Source organism: Flavihumibacter fluminis, from assembly GCF_021491375.1.
Taxonomy (GTDB): Bacteria; Bacteroidota; Bacteroidia; order Chitinophagales; family Chitinophagaceae; genus Flavihumibacter; species Flavihumibacter fluminis.
In genome coordinates, this window is the sequence record NZ_JAKEVY010000001.1 from 767,436 (window position 1) to 781,442 (window position 14,007).

Sequence of the window (14,007 nt, forward strand, 5' to 3'; positions counted from 1 at the left end):
GTGCTTATGCTATTGTCTGCGGAGGGCGATCCGTACGGGAAAGAAACTGAAACTGATATAAATTGGAATAAACTGCAACAGGAGCAGGCTGATCAGCTACCTGAAGAGTTGGTATTTGCAGTGTGATTTTTTCTGTTGGCTGAAAGAGCAGGTATTCTGCCTGTAGGGAAACAAGGGTTTCGTTGGCTTCTTTACGTTCTTTTTCTTTCAGCAGCTGGGAGAGTTTACATTTTCCATCACAATGCAACTGAGGCCGGTCTTTATTCACACAGAATGTGTTGATAAAAGCGGTGGTATCAACCTGGTAATACATCAATAACAGTGAGTTTTTCATCGCTCCGGTAAGCACCACCAGTAATAAAACGCTGGTTACTATGTTATGAAGTAGTTTCACACGATAATATACATCACAAAAGTACACTTGCTTTGATCTAATTCCAAAAAGCATTATTCAGGTAGAAAACTGATTTATATCAGGAAGAAATCCCGGAATGGCTCTATCTGCCTGTTCAACATTTTTACAGCATATTAGATTCCGTAACCAATGACTCGAAAGTTATCAAGAAAGTCCCCAATTCCTTTTCCGTCACTTGATCGGTTATATTACCATCAAAATCAACTTTTGATTTAACTCCCTGTATTAGCAATGTCGTCTCTTCTGTAAATTTAGCCATGAGCGTATTCATGATCAACTTCAATTCTTTATGGCCTTCCTTCCCACTTGCTGAAGCCGTAATCAAACCTGTAGGTTTACCATTAAATATGGTTGTTGCGACACACCATTCCAATATATTTTTCAGTCCTGAGGGTATACTGAAAATATATTCAGGACTGCAGATTATTACGCCATCTGAATGTTCAATGGTTGTTCTAAGTTCGATAATGGATAAAGGCGGACAATTAGTTGAAAGTTCTGGTTCAAAGTGAGGGAAAATACGTAAATCACTATATACAATTAATTCAAAAGCAGGTCCTAACCTTTCTGATAAATAATTTATAATTTTTTGATTGGCCGAATGCTTACTGGCACTTCCAACAATTATTACAATTTTTTTGCGCTTCGATATCATATTGCTTATTATTCAAGTAACCACCTGATACGTTCCCAGGAGATCAGGTAATGCAATATTGATATAGTCGCAAAAAGATTGGCAGCTTTATAGAGATTCAAATTTCTCAGCATCCAATATCCTGCAACGAATAAAAAAACTTCCAGTATTATCCGTACCCAACCGGGTATGGCCACAATCGCTTTACCAGGATCACCGGGGACTTTGAAAATTCCCCAAAGCAGCATACCAGCGAGCGGAATAAGCAAGCTGAACAGGTATTTTTGAAACCCTTCAAAACTATGCCACGACCAGTAAGCATAGATGCCAACCAGTACAAGTTCCAGCCCGAAACGTAACAGCAGATTAAGCGGATGATTATGCATGCAACTTCAAGGTAATAAAGTTAGTAAGAAAGAACAGTACATTTGCAAATCCCTAACATGCACCCATATGAAAAAAAAAGTTTTACTGACAGTCTTTATTTTAGCCCAGCTGCTGGCTTTTTCTTCGGATACGACCCAAATGATCCGAACTTCAGATTCCGTTAATCTATTTGTACATATCAGTGGTAAAGGCGCACCGGTATTGTTTCTCCATGGCGGCCCTGGCTCTAACTCGGGTTATTTTGAACATACCGGAGGAAATATATTTGAACAGGAGGTTCAGATGGTCTACCTCGACCAACGAGGATGTGGCCGTTCCGGCAAGTCGGAAAGCAGCAATTATTCACTCACAAGAATGGTTCAGGACTTTGAAGAAGTCCGGAAATCCCTGGGAATTAAACAGTGGATAGTGATGGCGCATTCGTTTGGCGGTATACTGGCAACGGCTTATGCAACAGCCTACCCGGATGCAATAAAAGCGATGGTATACCTGAACTGTACTGTAAATATAGATTCGTCAGCTACCAGCGGAATTAAACATGCTATAACACTCCTGGAAAAAAAGGGTAAAACTTATCCGGAACTAACCAATGACACCATTCCCTTATTGCAACGTTGGGGACAAGCATTTGGAAAACTTAGGGAAGAAGATTTATTCTATGGGCTGATGTTTAACAGCCGGGAGAATTTTCAGTATCATGATTCAGTTACGCTAGTCTATGGAAAAGAATGGGATTTTGGCAATAAAGTCTGGGGATACAAAGAATATTTTGAAGACTTTATACCGGCAACAGCCAGGATTAATTGCCCGGTTTTAATAATTGGCGGAACAAAAGACTATACCATTGGAATCAGGCATCCTGAATTGATGCGTTTTCCGGTAAAACAGGTAAAGTACGTAGAAGGTGGCCATGCCCTTTATTTTGAAAGCCGGGAACAATTATACAAAGCTGTACTTCCTTTTTTAAAGAAGTATGGAAAAACGTTACAGTCGGTCAAATAAAGGCCAGCGACTTTCGTTGAGCCATCCTGGTTACTGTTTTACAAATTCTACCCGTCGGTTTAACGCTTTGTTGGAAGGTGTGTCATTGGGTGCAACCGGTTGTATTTCCCCCTTACCTTCAGAATCGATTCGTGCGGCATCTATACCAAAGGTTTTAACTAATTCACTCTTTACAGCAGCAGCCCTGCGTATGGACAGATCGAGGTTGTTGGCATCGTTACCATCAGCATCCGTATGACCAATGATTTTTATTTTAACATCCGGATTCTCAGCTAACACATCGGCAATGCCTTTTAGGGTGCCATAAGATTCGGGTTTTATAACATCTTTATTTACATCAAAATAAATTCCGTAGGTCACCAGTTTGCCTTCCGTTATAAGCTTGCTTCGCATATCGGGAGCACCAATTGCAATCCTTACGTTGCTAATCATCGCTGAACCGTATTCGAACCTGAGGCGATCCGGCTTTACACAACCAGTCGGGAACGCTTTCGGCAAATCGATGATTTTGTTCTGATCCTGGTAAATCCTGATTCTTGATTTCTGTACCCAGATAGAAATATGATACTTCTGATTTATTTTTTCTTTTAGTATTTCATCTCCTACGTAACCACTCAGTTTGGCTGCAGCACATTCATCCCCATAAAACCAGGTGCTGTAACCCGGGCGACCATAATATGCTACCTCGAACTTAAATCCACCATTACCAGGAGCAGAACCTCCATCCCAGGCCTTTGCATTTTTGGCCTGCATCAATCGCATTTGCCAGCCAGACATTCCAGGACCTTCCAGGCCGCCTAAAGGAACAATATCGAACTCGATAGTATAGTTATCTGGTAATTTAAGCAACTCATCAGTCCAAATACATTCCCGCATCGCAAATTTCATCCACTTACCGGGATAAAGATTGGTAGTTACTACTTCTCCTGTACCATTGGTGTTCCAGGCGGCGGGAAAATCACCTATTGCCTCCTGGCTAAAGTCATCATAAAACAACACTTTTTCACCCGGAACAAAATCAAACTTGGTGTACGATTGTAAAGAGGGTTCACTACCGCCGGCTGGAAGCACTGTCGTGTCATTTGCGGGTGTTGTTTCTTTTTTAGGTTCGTTGGGATTTTTTTTGGCTTTAAAAGCTGAATCCACCGCCTTGTCAGCTTCCTTGTTGATGGCCTGGTTGGCTTTATTAGTTACTTTCCGTTCCAGTACTTTTTTAGGATTAGTGATTTGGGCACCAGCCGAGCTTGTTGAGAGAATGAAAAATGAACCCAGGAACATTATAGGAAGAGCTTTCATACTTTATCGTTTCAATAAAGGTATTATGGAGCAATAAGTTGATTTATTGACCGTGGTCAAATGCAGAAATGATTCAGGTCATAGAGGACACTTAGGCAAGTCTGTGAAACATCAATTTTATACCAACTGTGTAATTTAAAAAAATGTCTATAGATTTAAACTGCTTATCCAAAATGTGATAGTCAATTTTTGACACTTTTGGGGGACAGAAATCATAATTTTAAATCTTTTGAAAAAGTACAGTTTTGTCTTTCAAGGATATTTTTTTGACCTCATAACCATATTCCAGCAATTCCTTTTTATAATTCAAAAAGGAATGGTCTATTTCAACTCCAGTAATATTCTTAATATCATCAAAAGATAATTTAAATGATGGCCCACCATTTTTCTTGATATGTTTCCACAAGAGTTCATATTTACTCATGCCTCAAAAATTGTCTTACAATGATCCTAATCGGAAGTATATTGAACTAATAAAGGATTATCCCTCTTACCGCCTGACTTACACCGGATTCTTTATAGTTTACAGTAGTTCCAAACCATTGCTCTGCCGTAGTAGATCTTTGCCCATTTCCTACATTTGTATAAAAAGTGATGAAACCTTCCAATTCATTTATCGCTGGTTTTCTTATTTTATTTTTTATCTATCATTTTCCAGAGTTTTTTCAATCGTTTTGGATAACAGCGCTATTCAAAATAGGATTTCTGATTGTCGCAATAATCCTGTGTCGCTTACAGGGATGGAAGGGATTAGAAGGATATGGACTTTCTTTCAATAAGAAATGGTATTTAGTTCTGGCATCTGGACTGTTGATAGGATTCGGTGCATTTGTTTCTTCAATACTTATCTCAATCGGAATACAATTCGAACAGATTGAAAATATTCAAAGTATTGAATTCTTTCTACAAAGTATTCCACTTACTTTACTAATGACATTCTTCCCATCGATTGCTGAGGATATTTTAACACGTGGTTATTTGTATGGACATTTAAAATTACTGAAACCAACTATATGGATTTTACTTTCTTCAACAATTTATGTCTTAAATCATATCTGGCGACTGAACGATGGGATACCAGTTTTGTCTTATTTATTTTTGCTTGGAGTTGTCTTAGCTATTAGTGTTTTAGCAAAAAGATCATTATGGTTAGCTCTTGGTATTCACTGGGGCGCCAACATCGCATATGAACTGAGCAACTCAGGCCTAAAGCTGAATTCTGTGAGTAACAAGCCTGAAACATCAACCTGGCCCCTTGCCATAGTTTGGGGATTTACTTCACTCATCTTGCTGTTCATGTATCGCCGTCAACTTAAAAACTCATGAAGACTGGTTACTGATGCAATTCCCTCCAACGAAGATCCCTGCTTGCACAAAATACAGGTTGGTAGTTCTGAATGAAATTCAACGCACTGCACTAAAAAAAGACCGCCTGTTAAGCGATCTTTTTTTAGTGGAGCTGGGGGGAGTCGAACAAAGCTCACAACTAATTTAATATCAATAAGATGGAAATGACAAAACCTATTAGTTCAATGAATTATTCAATCACTATTTTTACTTTGTAACGCAAACTGAAAATACGTAAATTTTATCAATAGTTTCGAAATCTTGACAAACAACTTTAGACCGCTTTTTTTCTTGTTTATCCAAAACATGATGTGTAAGTTTCATCAAAAGGAAAATTCATACCTGAAATTAATAAAAATCCCAAGCCGGACAAGTTGGAATCGATCTCTTTTAATTTCGAATTCGTTTTTCAAGTTAAAAACAGGCATAATAAGCGGAAAATCATTACAGAATTTATTGAATACTCTGGGAAAATCAACCTAGCTAAACTCCTCAAAAACAATGTGGTTTATTTGTAGATAAAAAATTTATACACATAAATAGTAAAGTACGGCAAGGAGCAATTTTACCGCAACACGGATTACGGGGAATTCGACATTATCGATTGTAAAACAAGATTGATTGTGTTATGTAGTTTTCTGATCCTTCGAGATTCATTTCTCTCCGCCTCTTTTCCTTTCCAGCACATTCGCTGAATTTTGAGAATAAAAAAATAGAAGAGTTACTCTAAGAGCGGGGTTCGAACCATACTCTATAGTTTTATGAAAATCAATAAGTTGACTGCAATTAAAAAAATGAATTCAATGGTCTGTTCAAGATTCTAATATTTTTCTAAATTAAATAAAATGCTACATCTTGATTTGCATTAAAACTGGGCTCTAATTCATAGGTTCCAGTTCTGGGTATACTTAAAACTACCTAATCCACTCCCCATTAACCAGCCTCATTATACCCAAAGGATTTTCATCCTTCAATTCCTCGGGCAACAAAAAAGAAGGAAAATTCTGATAACAAACAGGCCTTGTAAACCTGTATATAGCATAGGTTCCAACGGATGTGGATGAGGGCGCTGTTGTGGCGGGAAAAGGTCCGCCATGAACCATGGCATGGCATACTTCCACCCCTGTTGGAAACCCATTGATGATCAGTCTGCCGGCCTTTTGTTCAAGAATTGCAATCAGATCTTTATTGGCTTCCAGGTCTTCCTGGGATCCATGTATCGTCATAGTAAGATGACCTTCCATTGACTCCGCCACCTCAATAATTTCCTGCCTATTACCAGCTTCCACTACGAGGCTGCAGGGTCCAAAGATTTCATCTGATAGGACAGGATTTGTTAGCAATGTCCTGGCAGTTGTTCGAAACAATAAAGGTTGTACCGCGGTATGACCATCCGGTAACAGTCCTGATGCCAATACTTCTAAATGCTTTTCTTTGGTCCGCTCGAATACACTCTGCCTATAGGTTTGTTGAATCGCCTCTGTTAACATAATTCCACCGGCTGCTAAAGTAAATTGTTCCTTAAGTAACTCCGGAAACTGACTCTGGCCATGCTCCTGTAATACCACCATCAAACCCGGATTGGTGCAAAACTGGCCAACACCCTGGGTTACGGAAGCTGCGTAATCAAGTGCTATTTTTTTACCATTTTCTTTCATGGCACCTGGCAATACAAAAACTGGGTTGGCGCTTCCCATCTCTGCAAAAACCGGGATAGGAAAAGGTCGCTGTTGAGCAGCATCGTAAATAGCTTTACCTCCCCGGAAAGAGCCAGTGAATCCAACAGCTTTGATTGCCGGATGTTTAACCAGGTTCATCCCGGTTGTAAAACCATCATCTTGCAACAAAGAGAAAACACCATCCGGAAGTCCACATTTTTTAGCGGCCCTGCAAATCGCCTGACCAACCAGATCAGAAGTGCCGGGATGAGCCGGATGAGCTTTCACCACAACCGGGCATCCGGCTGCAAGTGCCGATGCTGTATCACCACCGGCAACTGAAAAAGCCAGTGGAAAATTACTTGCTCCGAATACTGCTACCGGACCCAGTGCCACTTGCATCATCCTGATATCTGGTCTTGGTATGGGCTGGCGATCCGGCAGTGCTGTATCTATGCGGGCATTTACCCAGGATCCTTCGTGTAATAACTTCGCAAATAAATTCAACTGGCCAATTGTCCTGCTTCGCTCACCTTGCAATCGAGCCAAAGGAAGGCCGGTTTCCGTATGAGCGATGTTTATCAGTAGATCACCAAGTAATTCAATCTCATTCCCAATAGTTTCGAGAAAACCGGCACGTATTTTTGCAGGTAGCTTACGATAATCCTTATACGCTTTTTCAGCCAGGCAGGCAGCCTCATTCAATTCCGCTTCCGTAGCCCGGCAGAATGCAACAAGCAGGAGATTACCATCCGCCGGATTCTTTGCATAAAAAACTTTATTCCCCTCAGCTGAAAATTTATTTCCGATGATCTGCATTCCAATAACTGCCATAAGCTTTTACCCTTTTTGTGCCACAATATTGTATAAGGTCCCAATAGAGTCAATACTTACAAACACTTCATCACCTGCCAGCAATGTAAATTCATTCGGTGGTACCAACCCGGTTCCTGTCATCAGAAATACTCCATTCGGAAAGCTGGTTTCCCGGAAAAGAAAGCCGATCAGTTCTTCGTGCCCGCGCTTCATGCGATTGATCGAGATGCTTCCTTCAAACACAATAGCTCCCTTTCTTTTAATCTCAAGCCGTATTTGCGTTGCCGGATCAATTGGGTTTTTAGGAACATACAGGCAGGGTCCGATTGCTGCTGAGGCATCGTAACTCTTGGCTTGTGGCAGATACAGCGGGTTTTCTCCTTCAATATCCCGGGAACTCATATCATTACCACAAGTATAACCCTGTATTTTTCCAGAGGCACTTGCAAAAAGTGTCAGTTCCGGTTCCGGGACATTCCATTTCGAATCACGCCGGATATGCACGTATTCACCTGTCCCTACGGTTCTTGCCGGTGTTGCTTTAAAAAAAAGCTCCGGTCTTTCCGCATCATACACCCTGGCATAAAAATCACCTCCGCCGGAATCTTTTGACTCTTCTATCCTGGCTTCCCTGCTTTTCAGATAGGTAACCCCGGAAGCCCAAACTTCCTGCTGGCCAATGGGAGCAAGAATTTCATCATTTAACCAACCACCTATCATCTCTTCCGGAACTTCATTGCTAAGTTCCATTATCACCTGCTCATGCAGCTGATCGCGATTGATGAAAGCATCCCAATCTTTACCTTTCAGGAGAAAAAAATTAGTTTCGAACTGAACTACAATTCCTTTCCTCGTTTTAAAAAGTTTCATGCATTTCTGTTTAACTTAATTCAATCATCTGATGACCATTCAATTTTGGAAGGGTGATTTCTAACCTGCTGCCAACCTTTCGGAACGAAAGGGAAGTTTGCTGCGGCACTAACCTGACTTTTCGGATAGCCTTCTCTGTCTTTACTGATACTTTCAGATCATATAATGGGATAACATCTTCTATAATATCAAAGTCTGCTCCTTTACGCTCCGGCAAATAATGCAAAAGGTGCAGTACCAGGCGATTTTGCTCCGCCTGCTCGTTTAATGCGGTTACCAAAGAGGATGGTCCATTATGCTTGACAATAGGTTCTGGAATAAAAAGTTTCAATGCATTTAAGATAAACTTCTTACACCAGGCAGGTGCATTCTTTGCATACTGGCTGAATATTGGGTGCATGAAATAAATGACGCTGTCATTTTTTACAATTGCAGGATAGCCCGTCTTACCTGAAGATGGCGTGTGTTTATGGGAGGAAAAATGATCCCATTCCCGGTTGAAATAAGGAATAGTAGTTTCAGCCAGCACTTCTGCTCCAGGGTTTGTCTTCACTTCCATCCCACGTTCATACATCACCAGTTCTGTATCGGGCAAACCATCTGAAATAGCCCCACGAGTCCGGATAAAATCCGGACTGTAAGGAGCAGGGCCAACCAGGCTGACACCAAATTCATTTAAGGCAAAGGACTTACCATCAGGAGATAAACCTGACTGAAAGCTGGCAATCAATTTACCTCCTCTGGAAAGATATTGTTGCAGTTTTGACTTGAGAGCAGGATCAACAGGGATTTCATCCGGTAAGATCAACACTTTATACTTGTCAAAAGTTGAGGAAGAATCCAGGATATCAAATTGCATGGAGCCCTCCTGCAGCAACTTTACTGCGCCTAACATGGAAGCTGGCTGTCTGACATCTCCCTTTACAAATTCTTCTGTAGAGAGCACGCCTATTTCGGTAAATGCTTTAGCACCTTCACACCAGGCCTCTTTCTCTGCTATCTGTTTGTATGCTGATCCGATCAGATCATAGGTTGCAGCATCAAGCCGGCCTCTTGGATGCAATTGATCACCAATGGAACATCTGGCATTCATGGCTAGCATCATGGAAGTCTCAAATTCAAGTGCCGCTTTGTTTTTTAGCGAATGAAAATCACCCCAGCTTGTATGAAACTTCCCCGTCATACCCATAATATCCTGATTAAAATTTCTGGCATACCTGGCTGTCAATGGGAAGTGCAGATAACCCCAGCCACCTGAAGGCAAGGACTCCAGCTCCAGGTGCGTATTGGAAACAAAAGTGGACCGGATTTGCGGACCCACATGGCCTCCGTTGTAGAATATGGTGCAATCCTTATCAAGCTTACGAATAAACGCAGAAAGGTCCTGCTTGTATTCCCTCATTACTTCTTTATAAAAATCATAGCGAACTTGTTCCTTGCTTGGATCCAGTCCCTTCTTCAGCATCGCATCAATACAATACTCATTCGCATTAGGCCTCACATGATGGATATCCAGGAATAGTCCGTCTACCGGCACCTGCTCAAAAAGATCGGCAATATAACTTTTCAGAAAATCGATATAAGGCGTCAGCACACATAGATGATTATAGAAGCCCGGGTGAAAACGGTTGGTATCACCAAAAGCGATTGGAGCACCTGCATCATCGCGCATTAGCCATTCAGGATGTTGTTTTGCGGTAAGGTAATCCCATTGAACAGTTACGTAAACCGGAGTTCGTATACCCTGTTTATGGCAAGCTTCGATCTGCTCTTTCAGCAGGTTGCGTTTCAGGTGCGGATGGATCCTGTCTGCAAATTTCTTACTGTTGTGATAGATATAACCATGATGGCACCGACCAAAAACGGTAACGGAATTGACATAGGCCTTCTTCAAGGTGGAAGCAAATTCTTCCGGGTCAAAATCCTGTGCCACATCAGGTATCAATTCACTGGTATGGTAATCGAGGTGAACCTGGCGATACCTGAGGGAAGCATAGCCACCCGCGGTAAACGGGGCGGGGGCAAAACCGGCTTGCAGCCAATGGGGCAAGACAAGCAATGAAGAAGCCGCGAGGCCGGAATTTCGGATGAATGATCTTCTTGAAACCATAGTATTCATTTTATCGAATGGATCTGTTGAATGGTGCTGCCGGCAATCCTTCCTTATTGAACAGTCCGGCATCAGGGTTATCTGCCCATGCATAACGGACATGCACAGGTACTTTTACATGTTCGGTGTACACGACTACCTTATTCTCCATGATAAAGGCCCTGGCCCAATGGAATCGGCCGTCCTCACCTGCTATTTCAAACCCTTTTACCAGTCCGTATTTATCAGGTGTAAGCAGTCCACTACCGGTACTGTTAAAACTCAGAAGTAATCGGGCACCTTGGGCCTCAATAGAATCGATCTGCGGTCCTGAGGCCACCAATTTCTCTTCACCGTATGCTATCTTCCTGGCCAGCAAATTCAATCGGTATCCTACATCCATTTTATTGACAGGATGGATATCAGTTGAATCCCCAACATCAATGGTAAACGCAAGGGCAACATTGGGCAATGTTACCGCCTCCTGCTGTGCAGCCCTTATCAAGGTATAGTTCCCAACACGGTCCGGGGGTGCGGTAAAATTGGGAAGCTGTACCACCAGGAATGGCAATTGGGGCATCTTCCAATGGCTTCGCCAGTCATTGACCAGGGCCTGAAGGTGCCAGGCATAATCGGATGGCCGGGAGGTATTGTTCTCTCCCTGGTACCAAATCACCCCCTTCAATCCAAAAGAAGTGAAAGGCACTACCATAGAATTGAAGAGGGAAGCAGGATAACTGTTCGGCCCCCTGAACAGCATGGGGTTCCTACTGAGGAAGCCGGGCCGGAACCGCCATTCGCCGGCCAGAGAAAGGGGTCCTGAAGGTTTTAACAGATACATGTCCGTGGCCTTCCCGATGAAACCACCGTAAGACCAGAACTTATATACTTTTGCAGCAATGAGGTTACTGCCTTCCCTGAACAGGGATGCAGGCACAACATAGAACTGTTGCTTTCCTATGGTCGCAGGTCCATCCAGTAGTTTCCCGTTCACATATACTTCCGCCTTATTGTGCACCTGGCCCAGCGACAATAGCATTGGCTTCTTGATATCATTACCTGACAATTCAATTGATTTCCTGAACCAGCCAACCCCTTCCCCCTTATATCCCAGCACATCCCATACCGCCGGGGCAGTGATGGTTGGCCAATCTGCATCATTGGTAACAGGGTCCTTCCAGTTTTCCCTCCCTCCCAGGTCTGCATGGATAAGCGAATCTTCCCAACGCTGCTGGCTTTCCTTTGATTGCTGCAGATAGGATTCCGGATCACCAACCGACCCCAGCCTGTCCAAAGCAGCACGATGCTTTTCCAATTGCGTAAGGGTCCCGGGACTGATCCATGGTTCAATATCCGTTCCACCCCAGGCACTAACAATGATACCTATGGGTACTTTTTTCTCCTGCTGGAGGAATCTTGCAAAATAAGTGGCGACGGCAGAAAAAGCCGGGGCGTTTTCAGGTGTACAGGGAAGCCATTGGGCTCCCTGCACCTCTACGGTAGCCTTACCGGCCATCAGGTGAGGTACCGTATAGATACGAATGGAAGGATGGTCAAAGGACCTGATCGCAGCCTTCTCCTTTTCCAACCAGCCAAGTTTCCACTCCATATTGGATTGGCCGCTGCAGAACCACACATCGCCGATAATCACATCCTTAAGCTCAATTGTATTCTTGCCGGTAAAACTCAACAGGAATGGGCCGCCTGCAGGTAGTGCCGGCAGCAGCACTGTCCATTTTCCGTTTCGGTCTGCTTTTACAACTGCCGAATTGTTTCCCAATTGAACCCTAACCCTTTCCCCTGCATCGGCCCAACCCAACAAACGGATGGGTTGATCTCGTTGGAGGACCATATGATCAGAATAATAGCCGGGAATGGAGACCCTGGCAGCAACCACTGTCGTCACCAGGCAGGCGAGGAAAAGAAATATGGTTCGCAATGCAGGACTAATTTTCATAACAAACTGGCACCAGCTAAAGCACTATATGCCATTATGAAAGTATAGAATAGGTATAGAGGGAAATTATACAATATTGGCAAATCATTAAAGGATATTAAGATGCACTATTGTCCGACTAAAGTAATCGAATCCGGGGTATAAAAAAGGGCAGTTCCGAAGAACCACCCAGATTAGTTAAGTTTGGTTTACCACAACAAAACTTCACTAATGGGTGAAATTAAAAAATTTCCCGGACAGCCGATACTTTCTCAGGTTTTAGAGCTTATTCCCGGGCAGCTTATTCATGCTGCCAACCGCAAACACAAAGCTAACCGATACTATAAAACCCTGTCGTTCCGGGTCCACCTGGTGAGTATGCTCTTCGGGGTATTCAGCTACTGTAACGGGCTACGGGAGCTGTGTGAAGGGCTGCTAGCCTGTGAAGGTAAGCTCTCCCATTTAGGATTGGATAAGGCGCCAGCACGCAGTACTTTATCCGATGCCAACAGCAATCGCCACTATCAGGTCTTTGAAACGATTTACTACGGATTGCTCAGGCAATACCATAGCTTTATCTCGGACAGCCGGTTAAAAGGATTGAGTATCAGAAATTTGAAAGTAATAGACAGTACTACGATTCAATTATTCAGTGAAATCCTTCGAGGTGTGGGCCGCAACCGGCTGGATGGTGCCCGAAAAAAAGGAGGTATCAAAGTACATGCGCTCATGGATGCCTTCAGCGGGGTAACCGAGTTTATCCGAATTACAGAAGCCCGGGAGCATGACCGCAAGTTCCTCTACCACCTAAAACTGGTGCCCAACAGTTGGATTGTTTTTGATAAAGCTTACACTACCTATAACCAGTTCGCCAAATGGGCGGATCAGAAAATCTGGTTTGTAACCCGCGAGCGTGGCAATGCTGATTTTCATGTAACCAAGGTGCTGGTGGATAAAACCCGGCAGCGAAAATCGAAGGGTGTATTAAAAGAACAACTGGTAACAGTGGGCGTAAAACAAAATGGCACTGTTGTTCAACGACTGAAGCTACGTAGGATAACCTATCTCTCTGAAGAAGGTAAAACCTATGTTTTCATCACCAATAATATTACACTGCCGGCCACACAGATCGCAACGATTTACAAGAATCGCTGGATGATTGAATTACTGTTCAAGCAAATCAAGCAAAACTTTCCGTTGCGCTACTTCTGGGGTGAAAGCCCAAACGCAATTAAGATCCAGGTGTATTGTGTGCTGATCGCACAACTATTGATGGTGGTTATCCGGAAAAAAGCAGCTACAAAAAAATCCTTTGCCAATATGATAACCGTCATCCGGCTGCATTTAACCAGCTATGTGAATCTGCTGGAGTTCATAAAAGACACCTACAAAGCTTGGAGAAAAACACACAATGCATCTTTTGCATTTACTACCTGACGGATACCCGGGGTACTACCCCTGAAAATGAAACAAGCAAATAATCAACTGAAACCAACGCTGGATCTACATTACAGCGCAGGAATTGCTATTTTTAACCGGACAAGAATGATTAAGATG

Annotated in this window: 12 protein-coding genes; 3 read left to right on the plus strand and 9 right to left on the minus strand. The window is 42.8% G+C overall.

Annotation, left to right across the window (positions count from 1 at the left end):
* Nucleotides 1–4: 4 nt before the first annotated feature.
* From L0U88_RS03445 to L0U88_RS03455, 3 genes are all read right to left on the minus strand, one after another.
* Complete coding sequence (locus L0U88_RS03445; RefSeq protein ID WP_234864210.1) at nucleotides 5–394, minus strand: hypothetical protein; 390 nt, start codon at nucleotides 392–394, stop codon at nucleotides 5–7.
* A gap of 124 nt (nucleotides 395–518) precedes the next feature.
* Nucleotides 519–1,070: an NADPH-dependent FMN reductase gene (locus L0U88_RS03450; RefSeq protein ID WP_234864211.1), complete on the minus strand. Its 552-nt coding sequence runs from the start codon at nucleotides 1,068–1,070 to the stop codon at nucleotides 519–521.
* A gap of 8 nt (nucleotides 1,071–1,078) precedes the next feature.
* Nucleotides 1,079–1,435: a YrdB family protein gene (locus tag L0U88_RS03455; protein ID WP_234864212.1), complete on the minus strand. Its 357-nt coding sequence runs from the start codon at nucleotides 1,433–1,435 to the stop codon at nucleotides 1,079–1,081.
* 67 nt (nucleotides 1,436–1,502) lie between these two features.
* Here L0U88_RS03455 and L0U88_RS03460 point away from each other — a divergent pair, with 67 nt between their 5' ends.
* Complete coding sequence (locus tag L0U88_RS03460; RefSeq protein WP_234864213.1) at nucleotides 1,503–2,438, plus strand: alpha/beta fold hydrolase; 936 nt, start codon at nucleotides 1,503–1,505, stop codon at nucleotides 2,436–2,438.
* A gap of 30 nt (nucleotides 2,439–2,468) precedes the next feature.
* Here L0U88_RS03460 and L0U88_RS03465 read toward each other — a convergent pair whose 3' ends face one another.
* Both L0U88_RS03465 and L0U88_RS03470 read right to left on the minus strand, forming a co-directional pair.
* Nucleotides 2,469–3,734 carry an OmpA family protein gene (locus L0U88_RS03465; protein WP_234864214.1) on the minus strand — a complete coding sequence of 422 codons (1,266 nt, stop codon included), beginning with the start codon at nucleotides 3,732–3,734 and terminating at the stop codon, nucleotides 2,469–2,471.
* Nucleotides 3,735–3,954: 220 nt separating this feature from the next.
* The gene (locus L0U88_RS03470; protein WP_234864215.1) at nucleotides 3,955–4,158 is read right to left on the minus strand and encodes a hypothetical protein; all 204 of its coding nucleotides are present in this window, start codon (nucleotides 4,156–4,158) and stop codon (nucleotides 3,955–3,957) included.
* A gap of 170 nt (nucleotides 4,159–4,328) precedes the next feature.
* On the opposite strand from L0U88_RS03470, the gene L0U88_RS03475 reads away from it, so the two are divergent.
* Nucleotides 4,329–5,060 carry a CPBP family intramembrane glutamic endopeptidase gene (locus L0U88_RS03475; RefSeq protein WP_234864216.1) on the plus strand — a complete coding sequence of 244 codons (732 nt, stop codon included), beginning with the start codon at nucleotides 4,329–4,331 and terminating at the stop codon, nucleotides 5,058–5,060.
* Nucleotides 5,061–5,995: 935 nt separating this feature from the next.
* Here the strand turns inward: L0U88_RS03475 and L0U88_RS03480 are convergent.
* The 4 genes from L0U88_RS03480 to L0U88_RS03495 are packed head-to-tail and all read right to left on the minus strand — an operon-like array spanning nucleotide 5,996 to nucleotide 12,471.
* A complete protein-coding gene (locus tag L0U88_RS03480) occupies nucleotides 5,996–7,573 on the minus strand; it encodes an aldehyde dehydrogenase (NADP(+)) (protein WP_234864217.1) in 1,578 nt (525 codons plus the stop codon).
* A gap of 6 nt (nucleotides 7,574–7,579) precedes the next feature.
* Nucleotides 7,580–8,425 (minus strand): fumarylacetoacetate hydrolase family protein, encoded by an 846-nt coding sequence (locus L0U88_RS03485; protein WP_234864218.1) that lies wholly within the window; start codon nucleotides 8,423–8,425, stop codon nucleotides 7,580–7,582.
* A 10-nt stretch (nucleotides 8,426–8,435) separates the two neighbouring features.
* Nucleotides 8,436–10,535: an alpha-amylase family protein gene (locus tag L0U88_RS03490; protein WP_234864219.1), complete on the minus strand. Its 2,100-nt coding sequence runs from the start codon at nucleotides 10,533–10,535 to the stop codon at nucleotides 8,436–8,438.
* A gap of 10 nt (nucleotides 10,536–10,545) precedes the next feature.
* Nucleotides 10,546–12,471: a sialate O-acetylesterase gene (locus L0U88_RS03495; RefSeq protein WP_234864220.1), complete on the minus strand. Its 1,926-nt coding sequence runs from the start codon at nucleotides 12,469–12,471 to the stop codon at nucleotides 10,546–10,548.
* A 210-nt stretch (nucleotides 12,472–12,681) separates the two neighbouring features.
* On the opposite strand from L0U88_RS03495, the gene L0U88_RS03500 reads away from it, so the two are divergent.
* Nucleotides 12,682–13,887, plus strand: a complete 1,206-nt coding sequence (locus L0U88_RS03500; protein WP_234864221.1) for an IS4 family transposase — start codon at nucleotides 12,682–12,684, stop codon at nucleotides 13,885–13,887.
* Nucleotides 13,888–14,007: the final 120 nt, after the last annotated feature.

Excerpts from the sequence above, each read along its gene's own strand:
- L0U88_RS03450 (WP_234864211.1), bottom strand. The coding sequence starts at position 1,070 with ATGATATCGAAGCGCAAAAAAATTGTAATAATTGTTGGAAGTGCCAGT.
- L0U88_RS03455 (WP_234864212.1), bottom strand. The coding sequence starts at position 1,435 with ATGCATAATCATCCGCTTAATCTGCTGTTACGTTTCGGGCTGGAACTT.
- L0U88_RS03460 (WP_234864213.1), top strand. The coding sequence starts at position 1,503 with ATGAAAAAAAAAGTTTTACTGACAGTCTTTATTTTAGCCCAGCTGCTG.
- L0U88_RS03465 (WP_234864214.1), bottom strand. The coding sequence starts at position 3,734 with ATGAAAGCTCTTCCTATAATGTTCCTGGGTTCATTTTTCATTCTCTCA.
- L0U88_RS03470 (WP_234864215.1), bottom strand. The coding sequence starts at position 4,158 with ATGAGTAAATATGAACTCTTGTGGAAACATATCAAGAAAAATGGTGGG.
- L0U88_RS03475 (WP_234864216.1), top strand. The coding sequence starts at position 4,329 with ATGAAACCTTCCAATTCATTTATCGCTGGTTTTCTTATTTTATTTTTT.
- L0U88_RS03480 (WP_234864217.1), bottom strand. The coding sequence starts at position 7,573 with ATGGCAGTTATTGGAATGCAGATCATCGGAAATAAATTTTCAGCTGAG.
- L0U88_RS03485 (WP_234864218.1), bottom strand. The coding sequence starts at position 8,425 with ATGAAACTTTTTAAAACGAGGAAAGGAATTGTAGTTCAGTTCGAAACT.
- L0U88_RS03490 (WP_234864219.1), bottom strand. The coding sequence starts at position 10,535 with ATGGTTTCAAGAAGATCATTCATCCGAAATTCCGGCCTCGCGGCTTCT.
- L0U88_RS03495 (WP_234864220.1), bottom strand. The coding sequence starts at position 12,471 with ATGAAAATTAGTCCTGCATTGCGAACCATATTTCTTTTCCTCGCCTGC.
- L0U88_RS03500 (WP_234864221.1), top strand. The coding sequence starts at position 12,682 with ATGGGTGAAATTAAAAAATTTCCCGGACAGCCGATACTTTCTCAGGTT.